Origin of the sequence: Methylobacterium sp. ME121 (genome assembly GCF_000974725.1) — a bacterium.
GTDB classification, from domain to species: Bacteria; Pseudomonadota; Alphaproteobacteria; order Rhizobiales; family Beijerinckiaceae; genus Methylobacterium; species Methylobacterium radiotolerans.
Window position 1 is genome coordinate 22181 of sequence record NZ_BBUX01000001.1, and the last position, 17903, is coordinate 40083.

Sequence of the window (17903 nt, forward strand, 5' to 3'; positions counted from 1 at the left end):
TGGTCGGCACCCGGCCGAAGTTTTCCCCGTGACACAAACGCCGCGAGGGCACCTTAGGGCGCCATCCACGGTTGTGCCTCCGTTGAGGTTCCCGGAGGCACAGCCGTCCTGGACGCAGGTTCGCCGTGCCAACACGGCGTCCAGGGGGGTCGGGTGTCGCGTCGAGATGAAAACGGACCGGACCAAGTCGACCTGCGGCTTCTCAAGGCTGCGGTCGAGGCGGCCGGCGAGGCCATCCTCATCACCTCTGCCGACCTCGACGAGCCTGGCCCGAGCATCCTCTATGCCAATCCCGCCTTCACCCGCCTCAGCGGATACGCCACGCACGAGGTTACCGGACGCAGTCCGCGCTTCCTGCAGGGGTCGGGGACCGACCGCGCCACGCTCGACCGGACGCGCGCCGCGCTGTCGGCCGGAGAAGCCTTCCAGGGCGAAACGCTCAATTACCGCAAGGATGGATCAGCATACTGGGTCGAGTGGCTGATCACGCCGGTCAAGAACGCCGACGGCCACATCACCCACTGGGTCTCGGCCCAGCGCGACGTCACCGAGCGCCGCGCCTACGAGGACCGGCAGGCGCTGATGGTGCGTGAGCTCCACCATCGGGTGAAGAACACGCTGGCCACGGTCCAGGCCGTCCTGAACGCGACCGTGCGCTCGTCACTCACGATGCCGGAGTTCACCCGCGCCTTCACCGGTCGGATTGTCTCGCTCGCAAGGACGCACGCGCTGATCACCGAGGACCAGGGGCAGGTTGCATCGTTCGAAGGGCTGCTCCGGGCCGAGCTCGACCCCTACAACGAGAACGGCCGCATAATGCTGCGTGGACCGCGGGTGCGGCTCCCCTCCGAACTAGCCGTGCCGGTCAGCATGGCCTTGCACGAGCTAACCACGAACGCGCTTCGCCACGGGGCGCTGGCGCACCCGGACGGCCGGGTCTCGGTGACGTGGACCGTCGAGGAAGGCGAGACGCGGCCGTGTCTGTCCTGGACCTGGGACGAGCACGACGGTCCTCCTCCCACGCTGCCAACCCGCGAGGGATTCGGCTCGCGCCTCCTCAACAAGATCTTGGTCGCGCAGACGGCGGCTCAGGTCGATGTGGCTTTCGATGCCGATGGCTTGCGGGTCAACGTCCGCGTCCCGCTCGAACACGTCTAGCGGTCCTGCGCGAACTCGACTGTGATGGGCGTTCGACGAAAAACGATTTGTTCTCCATCGCTGCTAATCCATGCTAATTTTCGACCACGACGGGTTTTCGTCGGTGGAGCGACTCCGATGTTTACCGCGTCCGAGCACCCGCTGTCGCCACTGCTGAAAAAGCTCGGAAGCCTCACCCGCCTCTCCGACCGAGACGAGCAAGCCATCCTGCACCTGCCGGCGTCGCCGCGGGTGTTCGCGGCAGGCCAGGACCTTGTGGGCGAGGGTGACCGACCCACCCGATGCTGGCTGATCGTCGAGGGCTGGGTGCAGCGCTACAAGGTACTTGACGAAGGCAAGCGCCAGATCTCCGCGTTCCACGTGGCCGGCGACATGCCGGACCTTCAGGGCCTGCACCTCTCGGTCATGGACCACAACTTGGGCGCGCTCACCAGGGTCACGGCCCTCTCCGTGCCGCACGAGGCGCTGCGCGAGCTCCTGCTGCGCATCCCCGAACTCAACGCCCCGTTCTGGCGCGACACCCTGGTGGACGCCGCCATCTTCCGCGAGTGGGTGGCCAACGTCGGGCGCCGACCGGCCTATCAGCGGCTCGCGCACCTGTTCTGCGAGCTGTACTTGAAACAGGTCGCGGTCGGCTTGGCCCGGGACGGCCGCTGCCCGATGCCGGTCACGCAAGTCGACCTCGCCGATGCGACCGGCCTGACCAGCGTCCACGTGAACCGCACGTTGCGCGAGCTTAGGCGCGATGGGTTGATCGAGCTCAGGGGCAAGCGGCTGGAGATCCCGGACTGGCCGCGGCTCGTGGCGGCGGCCAGCTTCAATCCCGCCTACCTGCATCTCGCCAGCCGCCCGACGGCCTGAATCACGGACGCAATCCAAGTTGTTGTGTCGTCTGGTGAGGCGGGGCAGCATTGGGCATCGCTCACCGGATGACCGGGCGTGGGCGGCTGAGAGACGCGCCGTGCTCCCGCCTGGATGAGCGCGGAGCGTTCGGTGCCTCGATACTATTTCGATACCTGCGACGGCGATGACGCGATTTCGGACGACGAAGGCATCGACTTGCCGGACGCGGAGTCCGCACGCCGCGCCGCGATAGGCGTCCTCCCCGACATGGCGCGCGACAAGCTCCCGGACGGTGACCGGCGCATCTTCGCGGTCAGCGTGCGCGACGCGGACGGATCGGTCGTCTACTCCGCCACGCTCGCCCTGACCGGCGAATGGCAGGTCCAGAGCGCGGGTTCGTAGGCCGGATCGGCCGGAACGCCGGATGGGCGCAACCATCCACCGCACGGATGCGAGCTTGGCGGACGCTCACGCCTCGACGACGCGGAGCGCTCGTCCGTTCGCCTGCTCACGAAGCCTGGCCGGCGCGCATCGCGTCCGGTTCCGCCCGTTCGCCTTGGCCTCGTACAGCGCCGCGTCGGCCCGGCCGTAGAGGTCGTGCACTTGGTGGATGCCCGAGGCCAAGCCGATGCTGACCGTCACGGTACCCGGCTCGATGCCGGCCGAGCCGACCGCCAGCCCGGACACCTGGGCGTGCACCTCATCGGCGACCCGCAGGGCGCCGGCCTCGTCGGTGCCGGGTAGGATCAGCGCGAACTCCTCGCCGCCGACCCGGCAGGCGAGATCACCGGGTCGGTGCACGCTCGCGGACAGGCAGGCGGCGAGACCCTTGAGCACCTCGTCGCCGACCGCGTGGCCGTAGCGGTCGTTGAAACGCTTGAAGTGGTCGGCATCGACGACGAGCAGCGACAACGGATTGCCGGTGCGACGTGCGTCCGCGCCGGCATCTGCCAGGGCAGCCTCGAACCGGCGCCGGTTCGCCAACCCGGTCAGGGGATCGGTCCGAGAGAGCCGGGCCATCTCGGCATGCATCTCCGCGCGTCGCCGGAGCTCCCGCCCGAACAACAGCGACAGGGCGACAGTCAGGCCGCATAGGACCAGCACGACCGTGGCGATGACGAGCGCCTTCGCCCGCCATTCCGCCTCGATCTCGCGCGTCGACCGGGCGACGTTGAGGACGAGCGGCAGGTCGCCGACCTCGGTGAAGGCGTAGTGCCGCTCGATGCCGTCGCGGACCGACGTGCCGACGAACGTGCCGCCGCGCTCCCGCACGAACCGCTCGAAGTTCGGGGTGCCGGCGAGGTTCGTGCCGATGTCCGCGTCGGCGTAGGGATGGCGCACGATGCGCGTGCCGTCGCGCAGGTAGAGATTGATCGCGCCGTCGCGCCCGAGGCCGATTTGGTCGAAGAGGCGTGCGAAGTAGGACAGCTTCAGGCTGCCCAGAACCACCCCGCCGAACGAGCCGTCCGGCTTGTCGATGCGGCGGCTCAGCACGACAATGGGCGCGCCGAGCAGGCGCGAAACGACCGGCTTGCTGATGAGGAGCCCGAGATGGGCATGGGCTTTGTGAGCCTGGAAGTAGTCGCGGTCGGCGTTGTTGACCTTCCGGGCCGGCAGCGAGGAGGCGTCGAGGATGCTATCGCCGTTCTCGTCGAGAACCAGCATGACGCCGAGGTCCTTGGCGCTGGCGGCGCGGTCGAACAGGATCATCTGGCGCGCCCGCGGGCTCGCCGCCGCGGTCTCAGGGGCGCGCAGGTTATCGACCACCGCTTGCAGGGACAGGTCGATGATCTCGACGTTGCGGGCGATGTCGCGCTCGATCACCTGGAGCAGGTTCTGGGATGTCTGCTCGGCATTCCGCCAAGCGTCACGGCGCAGATCGAGCAGCATCAGGCCGGACACGACCAGCATGCCAGCGGGCGCAAGCACGCCGAGCACCCCCAACACAACCCAGGTGCGGCCAGACCGGAGGACATGCGACAGGCTGCGCAGCAGGATCATCAGCCCGCTCCCTCCATTAGTTCTATCCTTGAGGGACTTCTACCGCTTTCAAACCTTAGGAATGGCTCCCGGACGCGTCGTCACTGGGCATTGAACATGGTCGTGGCTAACGCCCGGTTGAGAGCATGGCCTAAGATCCGATGGGCTGGGCGTAGGCGCACCCGAGGCGAGGCCGATGTCACCCGGGAACCCTGTCGGTCTCCGGGTGAGGTCTCAAGAGTCCCGCTTCGGTCGAAGGGCGACGATGTTTCCCGTCTCGACAGAGTGATTGGCCCCAATCACCTCGGCGACCTTGAGGGCGAGCTGCTCGCGCTTGAACGGCTTGCCGATCAGGTGAACGCCATCGTCGAGCCGGCCGTGATGGACGATGGAATTCTCGGTGTAGCCGGACATGAAGAGCACCCTCACCTCCGGCCGGACCGCCTGGACGCGTTCCGACAATTCACGGCCCCTGACCTTCCCGGGCAGCACCACGTCGGTCAGCAGCAGGTCGACGGCCGCGGCGTTCGCCCCGAAGACGCGCAGGGCCTCCTCGCCGTCGGCAGCGTCCAGCACGCGGTAGCCGAGGTCGGCGAGGATCGCACAGGCGATCTCGCGCACCGCCGCCTCGTCCTCGACCACCAGGATGGTGGCCGAGCCGCGAGGAAGCTCGACCGGCGCCGCAGTCCGTCCACCGACCGCGGCGAGCTGGCCGATTGCCCGGGGCAGGTAGATCTTCACCGTCGTGCCATGACCAGGCTCCGAGTAGATCTTCACATGGCCGCCGGACTGCTTGACGAAGCCGAACACCATCGCGAGGCCGAGCCCGGTGCCCTTGCCGTCGGGCTTGGTCGTGAAGAACGGCTCGAATACCCGGGCGGCGACCTCCGGCGTCATGCCGTGGCCGGTGTCGGACACCGCCACCATGGCGTAGTCGCCCGGAACCACCTCGGCGTGGTGGCGGGCGTATTCGCGGTCCAGAACCTTGTTGCCGAGCTCGATGGTGAGGCGTCCGCCGCCCGGCATGGCGTCGCGTGCGTTCAGCGCAAGGTTGAGCACCGCGCTCTCAAGCTGCGCCGGATCGGCCATGGCCGGCCACAGCCCGGCGCTCTCGACGTAACGCACCTCGATGTGCTCGCCGAGCGTCCGCCGGAGCAGCGGCACGAGGTCCGGCATCGTCGCGGCGAGATCGATGGCGGCCGGTGCCAGGGGCTGCTTGCGCGCGAAGGCGAGAAGCTGGCCCGTGAGCGTCGCGCCGCGCTGGGCGGCCCATGCGGCGCGCTCGATGCGGGTCTGCAGCTTGGCGTCGCCGTCGAGCTTCGCCCGGACGAACTCCAGGTTCCCGAGGATGACCTGCAGGAGGTTGTTGAAGTCGTGCGCGATGCCGCCGGTGAGTTGCCCGATGGCCTGCATCTTCTGCGCCTCGCGCAGCACCCCCTCGGCCTGGGCGCGTTTGGTCATGTCGGAGATGGTCAGGACGAACCCACCATCCGGCATCGGCGTGCGGCGCAGCTCCAGGTGATGGCCGTCGGCGCGGGAGCGCTCGTACACGACCGCCTCGCGCGGGCCGGTGCCGCCATGGCTGACCTGGTCCCAGGTCTCCAGCACCGGCCGCCCTGTCTCCGCCGTGTGCTCGGCGAGGGCGGCGTACGACGTGCCCGGCCGGATCATGGCCCTGCGCAGGTCGAGCAGCACCTGGAAGCATTCGTTCCAGTTCGTCAGTGCCCGGTCCGGACCGAACACCGCGACGCCCTGGCTGAGGCTGTCCAGTGTCGTGCTCAAGCGCAATGCCAGGGTGCGCTGCTCGGCCTCGGTCCGGTAGGACCGCGACCAGGCCTGGTTGAGGAGGCGGGCCGCCCAGAGCAGCGCCAGGACGGCGAGGAGCGAGCCACCCAGGGTCGTCCAGCGCACCCAGGCGGCGCGGGCGTCGTTCTCGCCCAGGCGTCGGGCGAGCAGCGCCTCCTCATCGGCCAGCATGGCCGCGAGCGAGGTCTCGGCCTCCTTCATGTAACCGCGGCCGACGTCCGTGTTGACTAGGCGCCCGGCGGCCTCGACGCCGACGTCGCGGCGCAGCTGCACCGTTTGCGCGAGCTCCTCCAGCTTGTGCTGGATCACCGGGGCAAGGGCGCGCAGGCGCTCCTGCTGGGCGGGGTTGTCGGCGGTGAGCTTCTGGAGCTCGCCCTGGAGCACCCCGAGGCGGTCACGGGCGGAGTCGTAAGGGGCGAGGTAGTCGTCCTTGCCGGTGATGACGTAGCCGCGCTGCCCGGTCTCGGCATCACGCAACGCGATTGCGAGATCCTTCATCGTTCCCAGAACGCGGTAGCTGTGCTGAGACCATTCCCGGGCCTCGCGCGAGGCGTTGAGGCGCTCCCAGGTCACAATCCCGACCAGGGCGAGGATGGCGAGCAGCACCCCGAAGACGAGGAGGTTCGCGCGCGCGACGATGCGCTTCGACATGGATCTGGGTCCGCCGCCCGCGCCGTAGCCCGGGGTGGGCCGCGCCGCCGCGGAGCTTGCTCGAACGCCAAGGACTTGGAGTCGCGTGCGCGCTTGCAGGTACTGTCTAGCACGATGGCCGACGATTGCGTGCGTTTTGCGGAAGCGTCGCCGTTGCGACCGGACTAGATCCTCGTCTCCCCCGTTCCCGCCGGGATGACGTTTCGCAACTATGGGACCAGGGAGTCCAGGGGCCTCAGGCGCTCTCGCCACCTAGCACGAGCCGCAACGACCGGGCGAGCTCGTCGCGGCGGTAGGGCTTGTTCAGCACCGGTAATACGCCGCGCCCGATCACCTGCCCCTCGTCGAGGTTCGCCACGTAGCCCGAAGTGAGCAGGACCTTGATGCCGGGCCGCAGGCTCTGCGCCTCGACGGCCAGTTGCGAGCCGTTCATGCCCCCCGGCATCACCACGTCGGAGAACAGGATGTCGATGCGCTCAACGCCCCGGAGATGCTCCAGGGCCTCGGCGGCGTTGCGGGCGACGATGACCCGGTAGCGCAGCTCCTCCAGGCTTTCCACAGCCATGCCGAGCACCTGCTCGTCGTCCTCAACAAGCAAAACCGTCTCGCCCTCGCCGGCGCGGCGCAGGGGGATCGAACTCGCCGCACCGACAGCGGCCTCCTCGTCAGCCGGGTCGGTCGAGCGCGGGAAGTACAGGCTGACCGTCGTGCCCTGGCCGACCTCCGACTCGATCTGCGCGAACCCCCCAGCGCTGCGGGTGAAGCCGTAGACCTGGCTCAAGCCGAGCCCGGTCCCCCTGCCGACCTCCTTCGTGGTGAAGAACGGCTCGAACACCCGCTGGAGCTTATCCGGCGGGATTCCGGTGCCGGTATCCGACACAGAGATGACGACGTAGGCCCCGGGCGCCACCCCCCTATCGGCGACTGCGGCGGTCCCGAGGTGGACGTTGCGGCTCGTCACGGCGATGCGCGCATGGCGATCCTGGCCTTCCATCGCGTCCCGTGCGTTCACGACGAGGTTCAGCACCGCTGCCTCGAACTGCGCCGGGTCGATCCGGATCGGGTCGAGCGCAGGGTCGAGATCGAAGGTGAGCTCCACCGTCCCCGTCGCCGCCCGCTCGGCCAAGGGCCGGAAGTCCAGGAGCAGGCGGTTCGGGTTGAGCGTCTGCGGCCGCAGCATCTGCCGGCGGGAGAAGGCGAGGAGCTGCTGGGTCAGTTGCTCGCCGCGCCGGGCCGCGCCCATCGCCGCCTCGGCCAGGCGCTTGACGCGGTCGAGCTGCTCGGGCCGGCGCAGGATCATGTCGAGGCCGCCGACGATGACGGTGAGCAGGTTGTTGAAGTCGTGCGCCACGCCGCCGGTCAACTGTCCGATGGCTTCCATCTTCTGGGCTTGGCGCAGAGCCTCCTCGGTGATGCGCTGGTCGGTGCGGTCCATCAGGATGCCGGCGATGCGCAGCGCCGCACCGGCTTCGTCGCGCTTGACCTGCCCGCGCATGGCAACCCAGCGGACGGTCCCATCCGCGCGCCGGACGCGGCATTCCAGGTCGAGCCTGCCCGTCTCGGCGACCGCGGCGAAGGCCGCCTCGACGGCATCGCGGTCCTCGTCGACGACGTGGGCGAGGAAGCTGTCCCGGTCCCAGCCGGGTGCGCCCGCTTCGTAGCCGAAGATGGCGTCGAAGCGGGGCGAGCGGCGGGACGTGCCCGTGACGTAGTCCACGTCCCAGGACGCCATGCCGGCGGCATCGAGGGCGAAGGCCAGCGTCTCTCGCGCGGTTTCCACTTCCTGCGTCCGCTCGACGACGCGCCGCTCCAAGTCCTCATTGGCGTCCCGGAGCTGCTCCTGCGCGCGCTCGCGCTCCAGCAGGTGCTCGCGAGCCTGGTACTGGCGACGCCGGGCCCTCAGGGCCGAGGCCGCCGCGCTGGCCAGCGTCTCGGCGTTCACCGGGCGCTCCAGCAGGATCACGTTGCCGAGCCTTCCGAGCAGGTTCGCCGCGCGCTCGGGCCGGCGACCCACCTGGCGGGTGGCGAGGACGATGAAGGGGAAGTCCGACCAGGGCGGCTGCGCGTCGAGCCAGGCGAACAGGTCGTCCGGCCGTCCGTCGGCGAGCGCCTCCTCCGTGACCAGCGCGGCACCCGCGCCGGCCTGGAGGCAGGCGAGCCAACCCACCATGTCCGGGCAGGCCTCGGCGCGCGTGCCCGCCCGGTCCAGCACCTGCCCCACGACCTGGGCGTCGCGCCCGCGGGGCGACAGGATCAGGACGCGTTCCTCGTCCGCGACGGGGACGCTCACGCCTTGCCGCCTTCGGACGCGCCTGACAGCATCGCGACCCGCCCGTGATAGGCCGGCAAGCCCGTGAGCACGCCCTCGAAGTCGTCGAGCGCCTCGCCGACCTGCAACCCACCCTGGGACAGTTTCAGCTCGCGGATGGTGCGCTCGTGCGCGTTCACCCGGCTCTTCACCACTGATAGGGCGGTGCGGACCTGGCCCTTCGCCTCGAAGAACCGGAACAGCAGGATGCAGTCGCTGAGATAGCTCAGGTCGACGTCGCTGCGCACGTCGCCGACGATGCCGTGCTGGCCCAGTACCAGGAGCGTGGTGACGCCTTGCTGGTTCAGGTAACTCAGGAGCTCGTGCATCTGCAGGATGAGGTACTCCTCGCCCGGCATGGCATGCAGGTAGGCGTTCAGGCTGTCGACTCCCACGAAGGTCGAGCCACGCTCCTCCACCGCAGCCCGGACCTTCGAGGCGAACTCCCCTGGAGAGAGCTCGGCGGGATCGACCTGCGTGACGGTCAGCCGCCCGGCCGCGATGTGCGGGGCCAGATCCATACCGAGCGTCGCGGCCCGGACCAGCATGGTCGCGAGCCCCTCGTCGAACAGGTAGTAGGTCGCCGTCTCGCCGCGCTCCAGGGCCGCCAGCATGCAACGGATCGCGGTCGTCGTCTTGCCGACGCCGGAGGGTCCGAGCAGCAGCGTGTTGGTGCCCGGCACGAGCCCTCCGCCCAGCAGCAGGTCGAGCTCGGCCGAACCGGTCGACGTGCCCCGGGGATCGAAGCTGGCGTGGTGCTCGGCCGCGATCAGGCGCGGGAACGCCTGGATGCCGCCGGTCTCCAGCACGAAGTCGTGGTAACCGCCGCGGAACTTGATGCCGCGCATCTTGACGATGCGGAGCCGCCGCCGCTCGGCGCCGTACTCGCGCGGTGCCTGGTCCAGCGACACCACCCCGTGAGCGATGCTGTGGAGTTGCACGTCCCCCGTCTCGGAGGTCTTGTCGTCGAGCATCAGCACGGTGCAGGCGCGCTTGGCGAAGAAGCGCTTGAGGGCCAGGATCTGGCGCCTGTACCGCAGCGGGTTCTGGGCCAGCAGGCGGAGTTCCGAGAGGCTGTCGAACACGACCCGGTCGGGCTTCGTCCGGTCGACCAGCGCGATGACCTCCTTCACCGTCTCCCCCAGTTCGATATCGGAGGGGTGCAGGATCGACTGCTCGCTGTCGGGGTCCAGGCCCATCTCGTCGACCAGCTCGAACACCTCGATGCCGTCGAGCGTCCAACCATGGGTCGCCGCGGAGGCGCGGAGCTCGTCCGCGGTCTCCGACAGGGTGATGTAAAGGGTGCGTTCGCCCCGGGCAACGCCCTCACGCAGGAACTGCAGCGCGAGCGTCGTCTTGCCCGTCCCCGGCGTGCCCTCCAGCAGGTAGAGCCGGCTCGGCGTCAGACCGCCGCCGAGGACGTCGTCGAGGCCCGGCACGCCGGTCGAGATCCTGATCTCTCCACCAGGCGGCGGGCTGGTCGATGTGTCGCTCATCATGTCGGTCGGGCTCCGTGGCGACGGGCGGATCCCGGCGGGCTGACACCGTAGCGCTCGGCCAAGCCCTTGTCAGCGCTCGCTGCGCCGCATGGTGGGGATCCCCTGGAACGTAACGCGTGGCGGGTTGCGTCACCCGTTACGCGGCCCGCGCGAAGTCGTCCTTCGGAACGGGGCAGACACTCCGGGCATTGGGAACCATCCCGGAGGAGGCGACGATGACCGAGAAGAAGGGCCGCGGCAGCGACACGGCCAAGAAGGCGAACGCGAAGGCGAGCCACGAGGGCAAGTCGAACCCGCGCACATCCTCGTCGGCCCAGGCCGAGCTCGGCAAGAAGGGCGGCAAGTCGAAGTAGGCCACCTCGCCAGAGGGCCCATCCGCCGCAGGCCGCCCTAGGAACGGCGGTACCCATCCCACGTTGGCCGGCGAACCCGACACCAACGAGGAGCTACGACGGCATGGCCAACATGGACATCGGTACGATCTACGCAGGCGCGCTTCGCAATACGCGCGCCCTGGAGAAGCAGGGCCTGGAGCAGATGGAGCGCCAGCTTTCCGGCCTGGAACGCTACCCCGACTACGCCGCCGTCCTGCGCCGCCATGTCGAGACCACGAAGGGGCAGATCGACCGCCTCGACAAGGCGCTGGCAGCCGTCGGCGAGAGCGCCTCGACCCTCAAGGAGACGGTGACTAGCGTTGCCGGCTCCATCGGTGCCGCGGTGCACGCCACCGCCCAGGACGAGACCCTGAAGAACCTCTACGCGGGCTACGCCTACCAGTATGACCAGGTCGCGGCCTACCGCTCGCTCGCCGTCATCGCCGAACGCGCCGGCAAGTCCGACCAGGCTTCAGCATTCCGGGCATCCGCCGAGGAGGAGGTCAAGGCGGCGGAGGAGATCGCCGCCCTGATCGAGCGGGTGACCCAGACCTACCTCGACCTGACACTCGGCGGCTCCAAGGCCGATAGCTGACCTCGACCCTAAGGCGGCCCCGAGCGGGGTCGCCCAACACCCGAGCGGAGGCGAAAAATGGCCGGGACGGACGACCACGAGACGACCTACAAGGCGTTCAAGGAGGTCGTGAACATGACGGCTGCGGCCCTGGAGAAGCACCTCAAGAGCAAGGACAGCCAGTCGGTCGGGCAGAGGAAGGACGGCGGCGAGGCGACGGGCCATGTGGAGGGGCGGCGCATCGTCGAGATGCTTCACAAGAACAAGTCCGAGTTGTCGGAAGACGATTACGGGCACATGCGCAAGGTCGTCGGCTACGTGCACCGCCACCTCAAGCAGGGCGGCCCGAAGGACAAGGACGCGGTGAAGGACTCGCCCTGGCGGCTGTCGCTGATGAACTGGGGCCACGACCCGCTGAAGGAAGCCTGAGGCATGGACGACCCGACGCCGGTGGCCGTCACCGTCGAGGCCTGCGGCGAGAGCCACGGTCAGTATCGTTGGCACCTGACCGACGCGGACGGCGTGTCCATCCGCGTCTCCCCGGAAGCTTATGCTTCCGCCGAGGATGCCTCCGACGCCGGGCGAACGGCCCTGGAAGCGTTCGGGTCGGTTGCCCAGGCTTGAACGACAGGAACGAAGTTGCGACGGCGCGCCGCAGCAAAGCTTCAGGGCCTTGCGTGTGGATCCATATACCGGTCGCGCGCCATTAAATCGATCTACACCGACATGGCCCAACATGGGGATTCGAACGTCCCCGGGGCCGCCTCATGCTCACCGTCGTCGGATGCCTTGTCGAGGCCCATGATTTCCGCCTCGTCGCGCTCGCGGCGGCCATCTGCGCGCTCTCGGCCCTGACAACGGTTTGCCTAATCAGCCACGCGAGCCGGGCGAGGGCTTGGGCGCAGGCCGGCTGGCTCGCCGTGGCGGCAACCGCCGGCGGCTCCGGCATCTGGGCGACCCATTTCATCGCCATGCTGGCCTTCGCACCGGGCGTGCCGAGCGGCTACGACGTCGCGCTCACCGGCATTTCCCTCGTCATCGCCGTCGCGCTGGCTGGGTCCGGGCTCTCGCTCGCGGTGCTGGTGGGAGGGCGCACGGCCGCCTGGGCCGGGGGCGCCATCCTCGGCTTCGGCATCGCCGCGATGCACTACACCGGCATGGCCGCCTACGACGTCGCCGGGCACAAGACCTGGGACCCGGCCACCGTCGCCGTCTCGCTCGCGCTCGGCGGCATCCTGGGCGGCGCGGCGCTGGTGGCACAGGTAGGGGCCCGCGGCCTCGTCCGGCAATTGCCGGCGGCCCTGCTGCTGCTGCTGGCCATCTGCAGCCATCACTTCACCGCCATGGGCGCCGTCACCATAACGCCCGACCCGACGCTCGCCGTTTCCGAGGCGGCGGTCCCGAACGCATGGCTTGCCGTCGCGGTCGCGCTCGCGAGCTTCGCCATCCTGCTCCTGGCGGCCGCCGCCCTGACCCTCGACGTGCGCGACCGAGGTCACGCGCAAGTGGAGGCCGACCGCCTGCGCAGCCTCGCCAACGCAGCGGTCGAAGGGCTCGTCGTCTGCACCGGCGACACCATCGTCAGCGCGAACCGGGCCTTCGCTAAGCTCGTCGGCCTGCCGCAGGCCGCGCTCGCGGGCACGGCGCTGTCGGCGCACCTGCCCGGCGACACCGCCCGCCTCGCCCTGGCGAGCCATCCGGAGCGGCCGGTCGAGGCCGAGCTCCGGCTGGCCGACGGTGCCCTGGTGCCGGTCGAGATCATCATGCAATCGGTCGAGTATGGCGGGCGCCCGCACTTCGCCGTCGCCGTGCGCGACCTGCGGGCCCGCCGCCAGGCCGAGAGCCAGATCCAGTTCCTTGCCCACCACGACGCGCTCACGGGGCTGGCCAACCGCGCCAGCTTCGCCAAGCGCATCGACCAGGAGCTGCGCGCCGCGGACGCGAGCGGGCGCAAGCTCGCGGTGCTGTGCCTCGACCTCGACCGCTTCAAGGAGGTCAACGACTTGTTCGGCCACGCCGCCGGCGACGCCATGCTGGAGAGCGTCGCCCGCATCGTCTCAGCCGAGCTCGACGACACGCAGATGATGGCCCGCCTCGGCGGCGACGAGTTCGCCGTCCTGATGCCGTGCGCGGGGCCATCCGAGGCCGGCCGCCTCGCCGAGCGCATCCTGGAGGCGCTTCGCGCCGGCAGGACGGACGGTGGCGGGCCACAGATCGCGACCAGCATCGGCATCGCCCTCTATCCGGACGATGCACAGGAGCGGGCCGCTCTCCTGAGCTACGCCGACACCGCTCTCTACCGCGCCAAGTCGGAAGGGCGTGGCACCTACCGCTTCTTCGAGGCGAAGATGGGCGTCGAGGTGCGCGAGCGCCGCCTGCTGGAGCATGACCTGCGCCACGCCGTGGCTCGCGGGGAGATGCAGCTCGTCTACCAGCCCCAGACCGACGTCGGCACGGGCGAGGTCATCGGCTTCGAGGCGCTGCTGCGCTGGAAGCACCCCGAGCGCGGCTATGTCTCGCCAGCGGTGTTCATCCCCATCGCCGAGGAGAGCGACGCCATCCTGCAGATCGGCGAGTGGGTTCTGCGCGAGGCCTGCCGCGAGGCCGCGACCTGGCCGCAACCGCTCGCCGTCGCGGTCAACGTCTCGGCGGTGCAGATCCACAGCCCCCACCTCGTCGGCCTGGTACACGAGGTGTTGCTCAAGACCGGGCTTGCGCCATACCGGCTTGAGGTCGAAGTGACCGAGACGGCGCTGATCAGCGACCCGAACCGGGCGCTGCTGACCCTTCGGCAGTTGAAGGCGCTGGGCCTCCGCATCGCCATGGACGATTTCGGCACGGGCTACTCGTCCCTTTCGAACCTGCGCTCGTTCCCGTTCGACAAGATCAAGATCGACGGCTCGTTCGTGCGCTCGGTCGACAGCAACGAGCAGACGGCGGCCATCGTGCGCTCGGTCCTTGGCCTGGGCCGCGGCCTCGGGCTTCCGGTCCTAGCCGAGGGCGTCGAGACGGAGGCGGAGCTCGGCTTCCTTGTGGCCGAGCGATGCCACGAGGCACAGGGCTACCTGATGGGACGGCCGTCGCCCATCGGCGAGTTCGCCCAATACACGCATGGCACGATTCCGCTCATCGCCGACGCCCGAAAACGCGCCTGAGCATACCGGCGAGGGGCAAGCGTCAACCTCGCTCGCGTAAGGAGAGGGATCTCAGGGTCGGTTCGGGCAGCAGGCGGGCCTGGGGAAGCGGAAACACGACATCCCCCACGATCCCCCACGCGCGCCCCGCACCTGAGGAACGCCGCGTCGGACCCGGCCAGGGCCATGCCCTGCGGCAGCGCCGCGTCGGCGTCGGCCGGCATGACCCTGTCGCAGGCGGCGCCCGGCGCGAGCCGGCTCAGGATGTCGAGGTAGATCTCACCGGAGGAGCGGCCGACGCTCCCGGGCACGAGGGATCGAATCCTCGAACGGGATGGGTTCACGGGCGCAAGGTTCCCTCGGTGTCCGCATGGCAGGCCGATCCATCACCGCAGGTCGTCGGTCCCCACGGCAGAGCGGGCGGCCGCGATGACGCCCAACGTCTCGCGCCAGGCGCCGGACCTCCTGGCCTCGACCTCGAAGGACTGGGACCTCCGGAACGGCGCGACCTGCAAGTCCAATATGGCCGACGACGGTCGGAAGGCCGTCATTTCGTCCAACTGCCGTATGTAGGGGCGGCCCACCTCAATCCTCTCCAGGCGACCCCGTTCACCCGGTTCGTCTCGATGCCCTCCGCCATGGGACGTGCCAACATCAACCTCGGTCGCGCCCGGATGTTTTGCCCCGGGCGAGCGGCGTCATGCTCGGGATGGCTACGGCTTCAGGACTGGCCTTCCGCCACGCCGAGCCCTCCCGTCACCACGCCCCGGACGCATTCAGTACGCAAGCGGACCGCCGGTCATCCTGGCCCTGCGGGACGAAGGAGCGCATCCCCGGCCGCCACCTGCCGTTGCAACCGGGTCTCTGGTCGGCGGTTCTGCAAACGTGTGCCTGGACGCGGCTTCGCGCGAGGTTTTTCGAGCCGGTTCACGACGGCTGATCCTGGAGGGGCGGGGTGGCCGTGCGAGACGGGTTGAAGCTGGGTACGGTCGACCTCAGGCTGCTGCAGGCGGCCGTCGAGGCGACCGGGGAAGCCATCTTGATCACCTCGGGCGACCTCGACGAGCCAGGCCCGCGCATCGAGTACGCCAACCCGGCCTTCACCCGCATGACCGGCTATGCGGCCGACGAGGTCGTGGGGCGCTCACCCCGCTTCCTACAGGGTCCCGGCACCGACCGGTCCGTCCTGGACGGACTGCGCGCCTCGCTTGAGGCCGGCGAGACGGCCCAGGGCGAGGCGCTTAACTACCGCAAGGACGGATCGGCCTACATGGTCGAGTGGCTGATCACGCCGGTGTGCGACGCCGGCGGTCAAGTCACGAACTGGGTCTCGGCGCAGCGCGACGTCACCGGGCGGCGCGCCGGCGAGGACCGCCAGGCGCTGCTGGTGCGCGAGCTCCACCACCGGGTGAAGAACACGCTGGCGACGGTGCAGGCGGTGCTGAACGCGACGATGCGCTCCTCGCTCTCGGCCACCGAGTTCACCCGCGCCCTGTCGGGCCGGATCTCCTCCCTGGCCCGGACGCACGCGCTGATCACCGAGAATCTCGACTAGGCCGCCTCGTTCGAGGGGTTGCTGAGGGCCGAACTCGACCCCTACGACGAGCGCGGGCGCCTGACCCTGGACGGGCCGAGGGTCGTCCTGCCGTCCGAACTCGCCGTGCCCGTGGGCATGGCCCTGCACGAGTTGACCACCAACGCCCTGCGGCACGGGTCGCTCGCGGACCCGAACGGCAGGCTTCAGGTGACCTGGCGCATCGAGGACCGGGGCTCCGGCCGAGGCTTGCGCTGGGACTGGGCCGAGCACGACGGCCCACCGGCCATGCATCCCACCCGCGAGGGCTTCGGCCACCGCCTCCTCAACAAGATCCTGGCCGCGCAGACGGGCGCCGAGGTCGACGTCGCCTTTGCCCCGGACGGGTTGCAGGTCTCCGTCCGCATGCCGTTGCCCGCACTGGCGGAAGGAGGATCAGGGACGGATGACCAAGGCACCTAGGACACCCGCTCGGGCAATGGCGCCTCAAACGTGAACACGACGCCGCCCGGTCGGTACTCGATCCTGGCCCGGCCTCCGAGTTCCATCGCGAGCGCCCGCTCGATCATGCGCGAACCGAAGCCGTTCCGCGCCGGCTTCGCGACGGGTGGGCCTCCGAGCTCCTCCCAACGCAGCCACAGGTGGGCCAGATGCCGCCCTTCGTCGAGGCCCCAATCCAGGACCACGCGGCCCGCGTCGTTCGATAGCGCACCGTACTTCACGGCGTTCGTCGCCAACTCGTGCAGCGCCAGCACGAAAGCGAGGCTGGCGCGCGGCGACAGCCACACCTGCGGGCCGGCGACGGTGAAGCGCCTGGCCGACCCGCTCCGGAACGGCTGCAGGGCGCGCTCGACGATTTCGCCGAGGGTCGCCCCTTCCCAGCTCTCGCGGGTCAGCGCGTCATGGGCCGCCGCCAGGGATGCCAGGCGCGCGTCGAGCGTCTTGCGCGCCTCGTCCAGGCTTGCCGCGTTACGCAGCGTCTGGTGGGCGATGGATTGCATCGTCGCCATCGAGTTCTTGACCCGGTGGGTGAGCTCGCCCGCCAGCAACTGGCGCTGCTCCTCGACGCGCCTGCGCTCCGTGACGTCGATGGACACTCCGGCCATGCTCACCGGGCTGCCGTTCGCGTCGTAGAACGTCTGCCCGCGGACGTGCACCCAGCGCTCCTCGCCCGACGGCGTGCGCACCCGATACTCGATGTCGTAATCCCCGTGCCCGGCGATGGACTCCCGCACCGCCTCCTCCATCCGCTCCCGGTCGTCGGGTACGACGGCGGCCAGCAGGTCATCGTAGCCGAACGGATCGGCGACGTTCCGGCCGAAGTTCTCCTTGCAGATGTCGGAGGCCTCAAGCCGCCGGTCGGCGAGGTCGAGGGTCCAAGAGCCGATCCGCCCGGCCTTGAGGGCGAACCGCATCCGCTCCTCGGTGCGGGCGAGCTCGACCTTGCGGCGCGCCACCTCCCGCCCGCGGACCGCAAGGTCGTCCTGGAGACGCACCAGCTTGTCCCGCTCCAGCGTGACGTCAAATTGCGAGGCGAAGAAGTGGGTCAGCACGCCGGCTCGGTCGAACACCGGCGAGACCAGCAGCCGGTTCCAGAAGACCTCGCCGGACTTCTTGTGGTTGAGCAGTTCGAGCTCGATGGGCTCGCGCCGCTCGATAGCGTCCCGTATGCGGGCGACGTCGTACCGGTTGGTCTCCGGACCTTGGAGGAACCGGCAGTTCCGGCCGAGGATCTCCTCGTTCGCGTAGCCGGTGAGTTTCGTGAAGGCGGCGTTGGCGAACACGATGGGGTTGTCGGGCCGGTTCGGGTCCGTGACGATCATCGGCATCCGCGTCGCGCGTACCGCAGCGGCGAACGGATCGGAGCTAGCGTCCGAGCGCGTCAGTTCGGCCGTGATGCAGTCGTGTTCCCGGAAGTCGGTCAAGACATCGTCGCCTGACGTGGCGCCACCTCGGGCCCGCCGTTCGGCGTGACCGTAGCACAGGCGAGCCCTGGGGCGGAGAGCCCCGACGTGATCGCGCACGTCATGCACAAGGCTGGC

At 69.5% G+C, this 17903-nt stretch carries 16 protein-coding genes; 11 read left to right on the forward strand and 5 right to left on the reverse strand.

Annotation, left to right across the window (positions count from 1 at the left end; all coding sequences use genetic code 11):
• The first annotated feature begins 153 nt into the window (after positions 1-153).
• The 3 genes from ME121_RS00115 (at position 154) to ME121_RS00125 (ending at position 2403) form a co-directional block, all read left to right on the forward strand.
• Positions 154-1158: an HWE histidine kinase domain-containing protein gene (locus tag ME121_RS00115; RefSeq protein ID WP_059407765.1), complete on the forward strand. Its 1005-nt coding sequence runs from the start codon at positions 154-156 to the stop codon at positions 1156-1158.
• A 117-nt stretch (positions 1159-1275) separates the two neighbouring features.
• Complete coding sequence (locus tag ME121_RS00120) at positions 1276-2019, forward strand: Crp/Fnr family transcriptional regulator (protein ID WP_059407767.1); 744 nt, start codon at positions 1276-1278, stop codon at positions 2017-2019.
• A gap of 114 nt (positions 2020-2133) precedes the next feature.
• Positions 2134-2403, forward strand: coding sequence for a DUF6894 family protein (locus ME121_RS00125; protein WP_202130604.1), 270 nt, complete (start codon positions 2134-2136; stop codon positions 2401-2403).
• Between the two features lie 66 nt (positions 2404-2469).
• On the opposite strand, the gene ME121_RS00130 is transcribed toward ME121_RS00125, so the two are convergent.
• The 4 genes from ME121_RS00130 to ME121_RS00145 all read right to left on the reverse strand — a co-directional run bounded on the left by ME121_RS00130 (position 2470) and on the right by ME121_RS00145 (position 10242).
• Positions 2470-4002, reverse strand: coding sequence for a sensor domain-containing diguanylate cyclase (locus ME121_RS00130; protein ID WP_059407769.1), 1533 nt, complete (start codon positions 4000-4002; stop codon positions 2470-2472).
• A 213-nt stretch (positions 4003-4215) separates the two neighbouring features.
• Entirely contained in the window at positions 4216-6438 is a 2223-nt protein-coding gene (locus tag ME121_RS00135) for a CHASE3 domain-containing protein (RefSeq protein WP_059407770.1), read from the reverse strand.
• Positions 6439-6673: 235 nt separating this feature from the next.
• Positions 6674-8728, reverse strand: a complete 2055-nt coding sequence (locus ME121_RS00140; protein ID WP_059407772.1) for a PAS domain-containing hybrid sensor histidine kinase/response regulator — start codon at positions 8726-8728, stop codon at positions 6674-6676.
• Positions 8725-10242: an ATPase domain-containing protein gene (locus tag ME121_RS00145; protein ID WP_059408269.1), complete on the reverse strand. Its 1518-nt coding sequence runs from the start codon at positions 10240-10242 to the stop codon at positions 8725-8727. The genes ME121_RS00140 and ME121_RS00145 overlap by 4 nt, the downstream gene beginning before the upstream one ends.
• Positions 10243-10460: 218 nt before the next feature.
• On the opposite strand from ME121_RS00145, the gene ME121_RS32940 reads away from it, so the two are divergent.
• The 8 genes from ME121_RS32940 (at position 10461) to ME121_RS32955 (ending at position 16323) form a co-directional block, all read left to right on the forward strand.
• Positions 10461-10598 (forward strand): hypothetical protein, encoded by a 138-nt coding sequence (locus tag ME121_RS32940; RefSeq protein WP_185156782.1) that lies wholly within the window; start codon positions 10461-10463, stop codon positions 10596-10598.
• 103 nt (positions 10599-10701) lie between these two features.
• A complete protein-coding gene (locus tag ME121_RS00150; protein WP_059407774.1) occupies positions 10702-11214 on the forward strand; it encodes a DUF892 family protein in 513 nt (170 codons plus the stop codon).
• Between the two features lie 57 nt (positions 11215-11271).
• Positions 11272-11622 carry a DUF3140 domain-containing protein gene (locus tag ME121_RS00155; RefSeq protein ID WP_059407776.1) on the forward strand — a complete coding sequence of 117 codons (351 nt, stop codon included), beginning with the start codon at positions 11272-11274 and terminating at the stop codon, positions 11620-11622.
• A 3-nt stretch (positions 11623-11625) separates the two neighbouring features.
• The gene (locus ME121_RS00160; protein WP_059407778.1) at positions 11626-11817 is read left to right on the forward strand and encodes a hypothetical protein; all 192 of its coding nucleotides are present in this window, start codon (positions 11626-11628) and stop codon (positions 11815-11817) included.
• A gap of 143 nt (positions 11818-11960) precedes the next feature.
• Positions 11961-14348 (forward strand): sensor domain-containing diguanylate cyclase, encoded by a 2388-nt coding sequence (locus ME121_RS00165; protein ID WP_059407779.1) that lies wholly within the window; start codon positions 11961-11963, stop codon positions 14346-14348.
• Positions 14349-14756: 408 nt separating this feature from the next.
• Positions 14757-14900: a hypothetical protein gene (locus ME121_RS32945; protein WP_160533038.1), complete on the forward strand. Its 144-nt coding sequence runs from the start codon at positions 14757-14759 to the stop codon at positions 14898-14900.
• A 382-nt stretch (positions 14901-15282) separates the two neighbouring features.
• Positions 15283-15882 carry a PAS domain-containing protein gene (locus ME121_RS32950; RefSeq protein ID WP_244612616.1) on the forward strand — a complete coding sequence of 200 codons (600 nt, stop codon included), beginning with the start codon at positions 15283-15285 and terminating at the stop codon, positions 15880-15882.
• An 18-nt stretch (positions 15883-15900) separates the two neighbouring features.
• The gene (locus ME121_RS32955; RefSeq protein WP_244612615.1) at positions 15901-16323 is read left to right on the forward strand and encodes a sensor histidine kinase; all 423 of its coding nucleotides are present in this window, start codon (positions 15901-15903) and stop codon (positions 16321-16323) included.
• Here the strand turns inward: ME121_RS32955 and ME121_RS00180 are convergent.
• Positions 16320-17786 (reverse strand): HWE histidine kinase domain-containing protein, encoded by a 1467-nt coding sequence (locus ME121_RS00180; protein ID WP_059407784.1) that lies wholly within the window; start codon positions 17784-17786, stop codon positions 16320-16322. The genes ME121_RS32955 and ME121_RS00180 overlap by 4 nt on opposite strands.
• Positions 17787-17903: the final 117 nt, after the last annotated feature.

Excerpts from the sequence above, each read along its gene's own strand:
- ME121_RS00120 (WP_059407767.1), top strand. The coding sequence starts at position 1,276 with ATGTTTACCGCGTCCGAGCACCCGCTGTCGCCACTGCTGAAAAAGCTC.
- ME121_RS00125 (WP_202130604.1), top strand. The coding sequence starts at position 2,134 with ATGAGCGCGGAGCGTTCGGTGCCTCGATACTATTTCGATACCTGCGAC.
- ME121_RS00130 (WP_059407769.1), bottom strand. The coding sequence starts at position 4,002 with ATGATCCTGCTGCGCAGCCTGTCGCATGTCCTCCGGTCTGGCCGCACC.
- ME121_RS00135 (WP_059407770.1), bottom strand. The coding sequence starts at position 6,438 with ATGTCGAAGCGCATCGTCGCGCGCGCGAACCTCCTCGTCTTCGGGGTG.
- ME121_RS00145 (WP_059408269.1), bottom strand. The coding sequence starts at position 10,242 with ATGAGCGACACATCGACCAGCCCGCCGCCTGGTGGAGAGATCAGGATC.
- ME121_RS32940 (WP_185156782.1), top strand. The coding sequence starts at position 10,461 with ATGACCGAGAAGAAGGGCCGCGGCAGCGACACGGCCAAGAAGGCGAAC.
- ME121_RS00150 (WP_059407774.1), top strand. The coding sequence starts at position 10,702 with ATGGCCAACATGGACATCGGTACGATCTACGCAGGCGCGCTTCGCAAT.
- ME121_RS00155 (WP_059407776.1), top strand. The coding sequence starts at position 11,272 with ATGGCCGGGACGGACGACCACGAGACGACCTACAAGGCGTTCAAGGAG.
- ME121_RS00160 (WP_059407778.1), top strand. The coding sequence starts at position 11,626 with ATGGACGACCCGACGCCGGTGGCCGTCACCGTCGAGGCCTGCGGCGAG.
- ME121_RS00165 (WP_059407779.1), top strand. The coding sequence starts at position 11,961 with ATGCTCACCGTCGTCGGATGCCTTGTCGAGGCCCATGATTTCCGCCTC.
- ME121_RS32945 (WP_160533038.1), top strand. The coding sequence starts at position 14,757 with ATGACGCCCAACGTCTCGCGCCAGGCGCCGGACCTCCTGGCCTCGACC.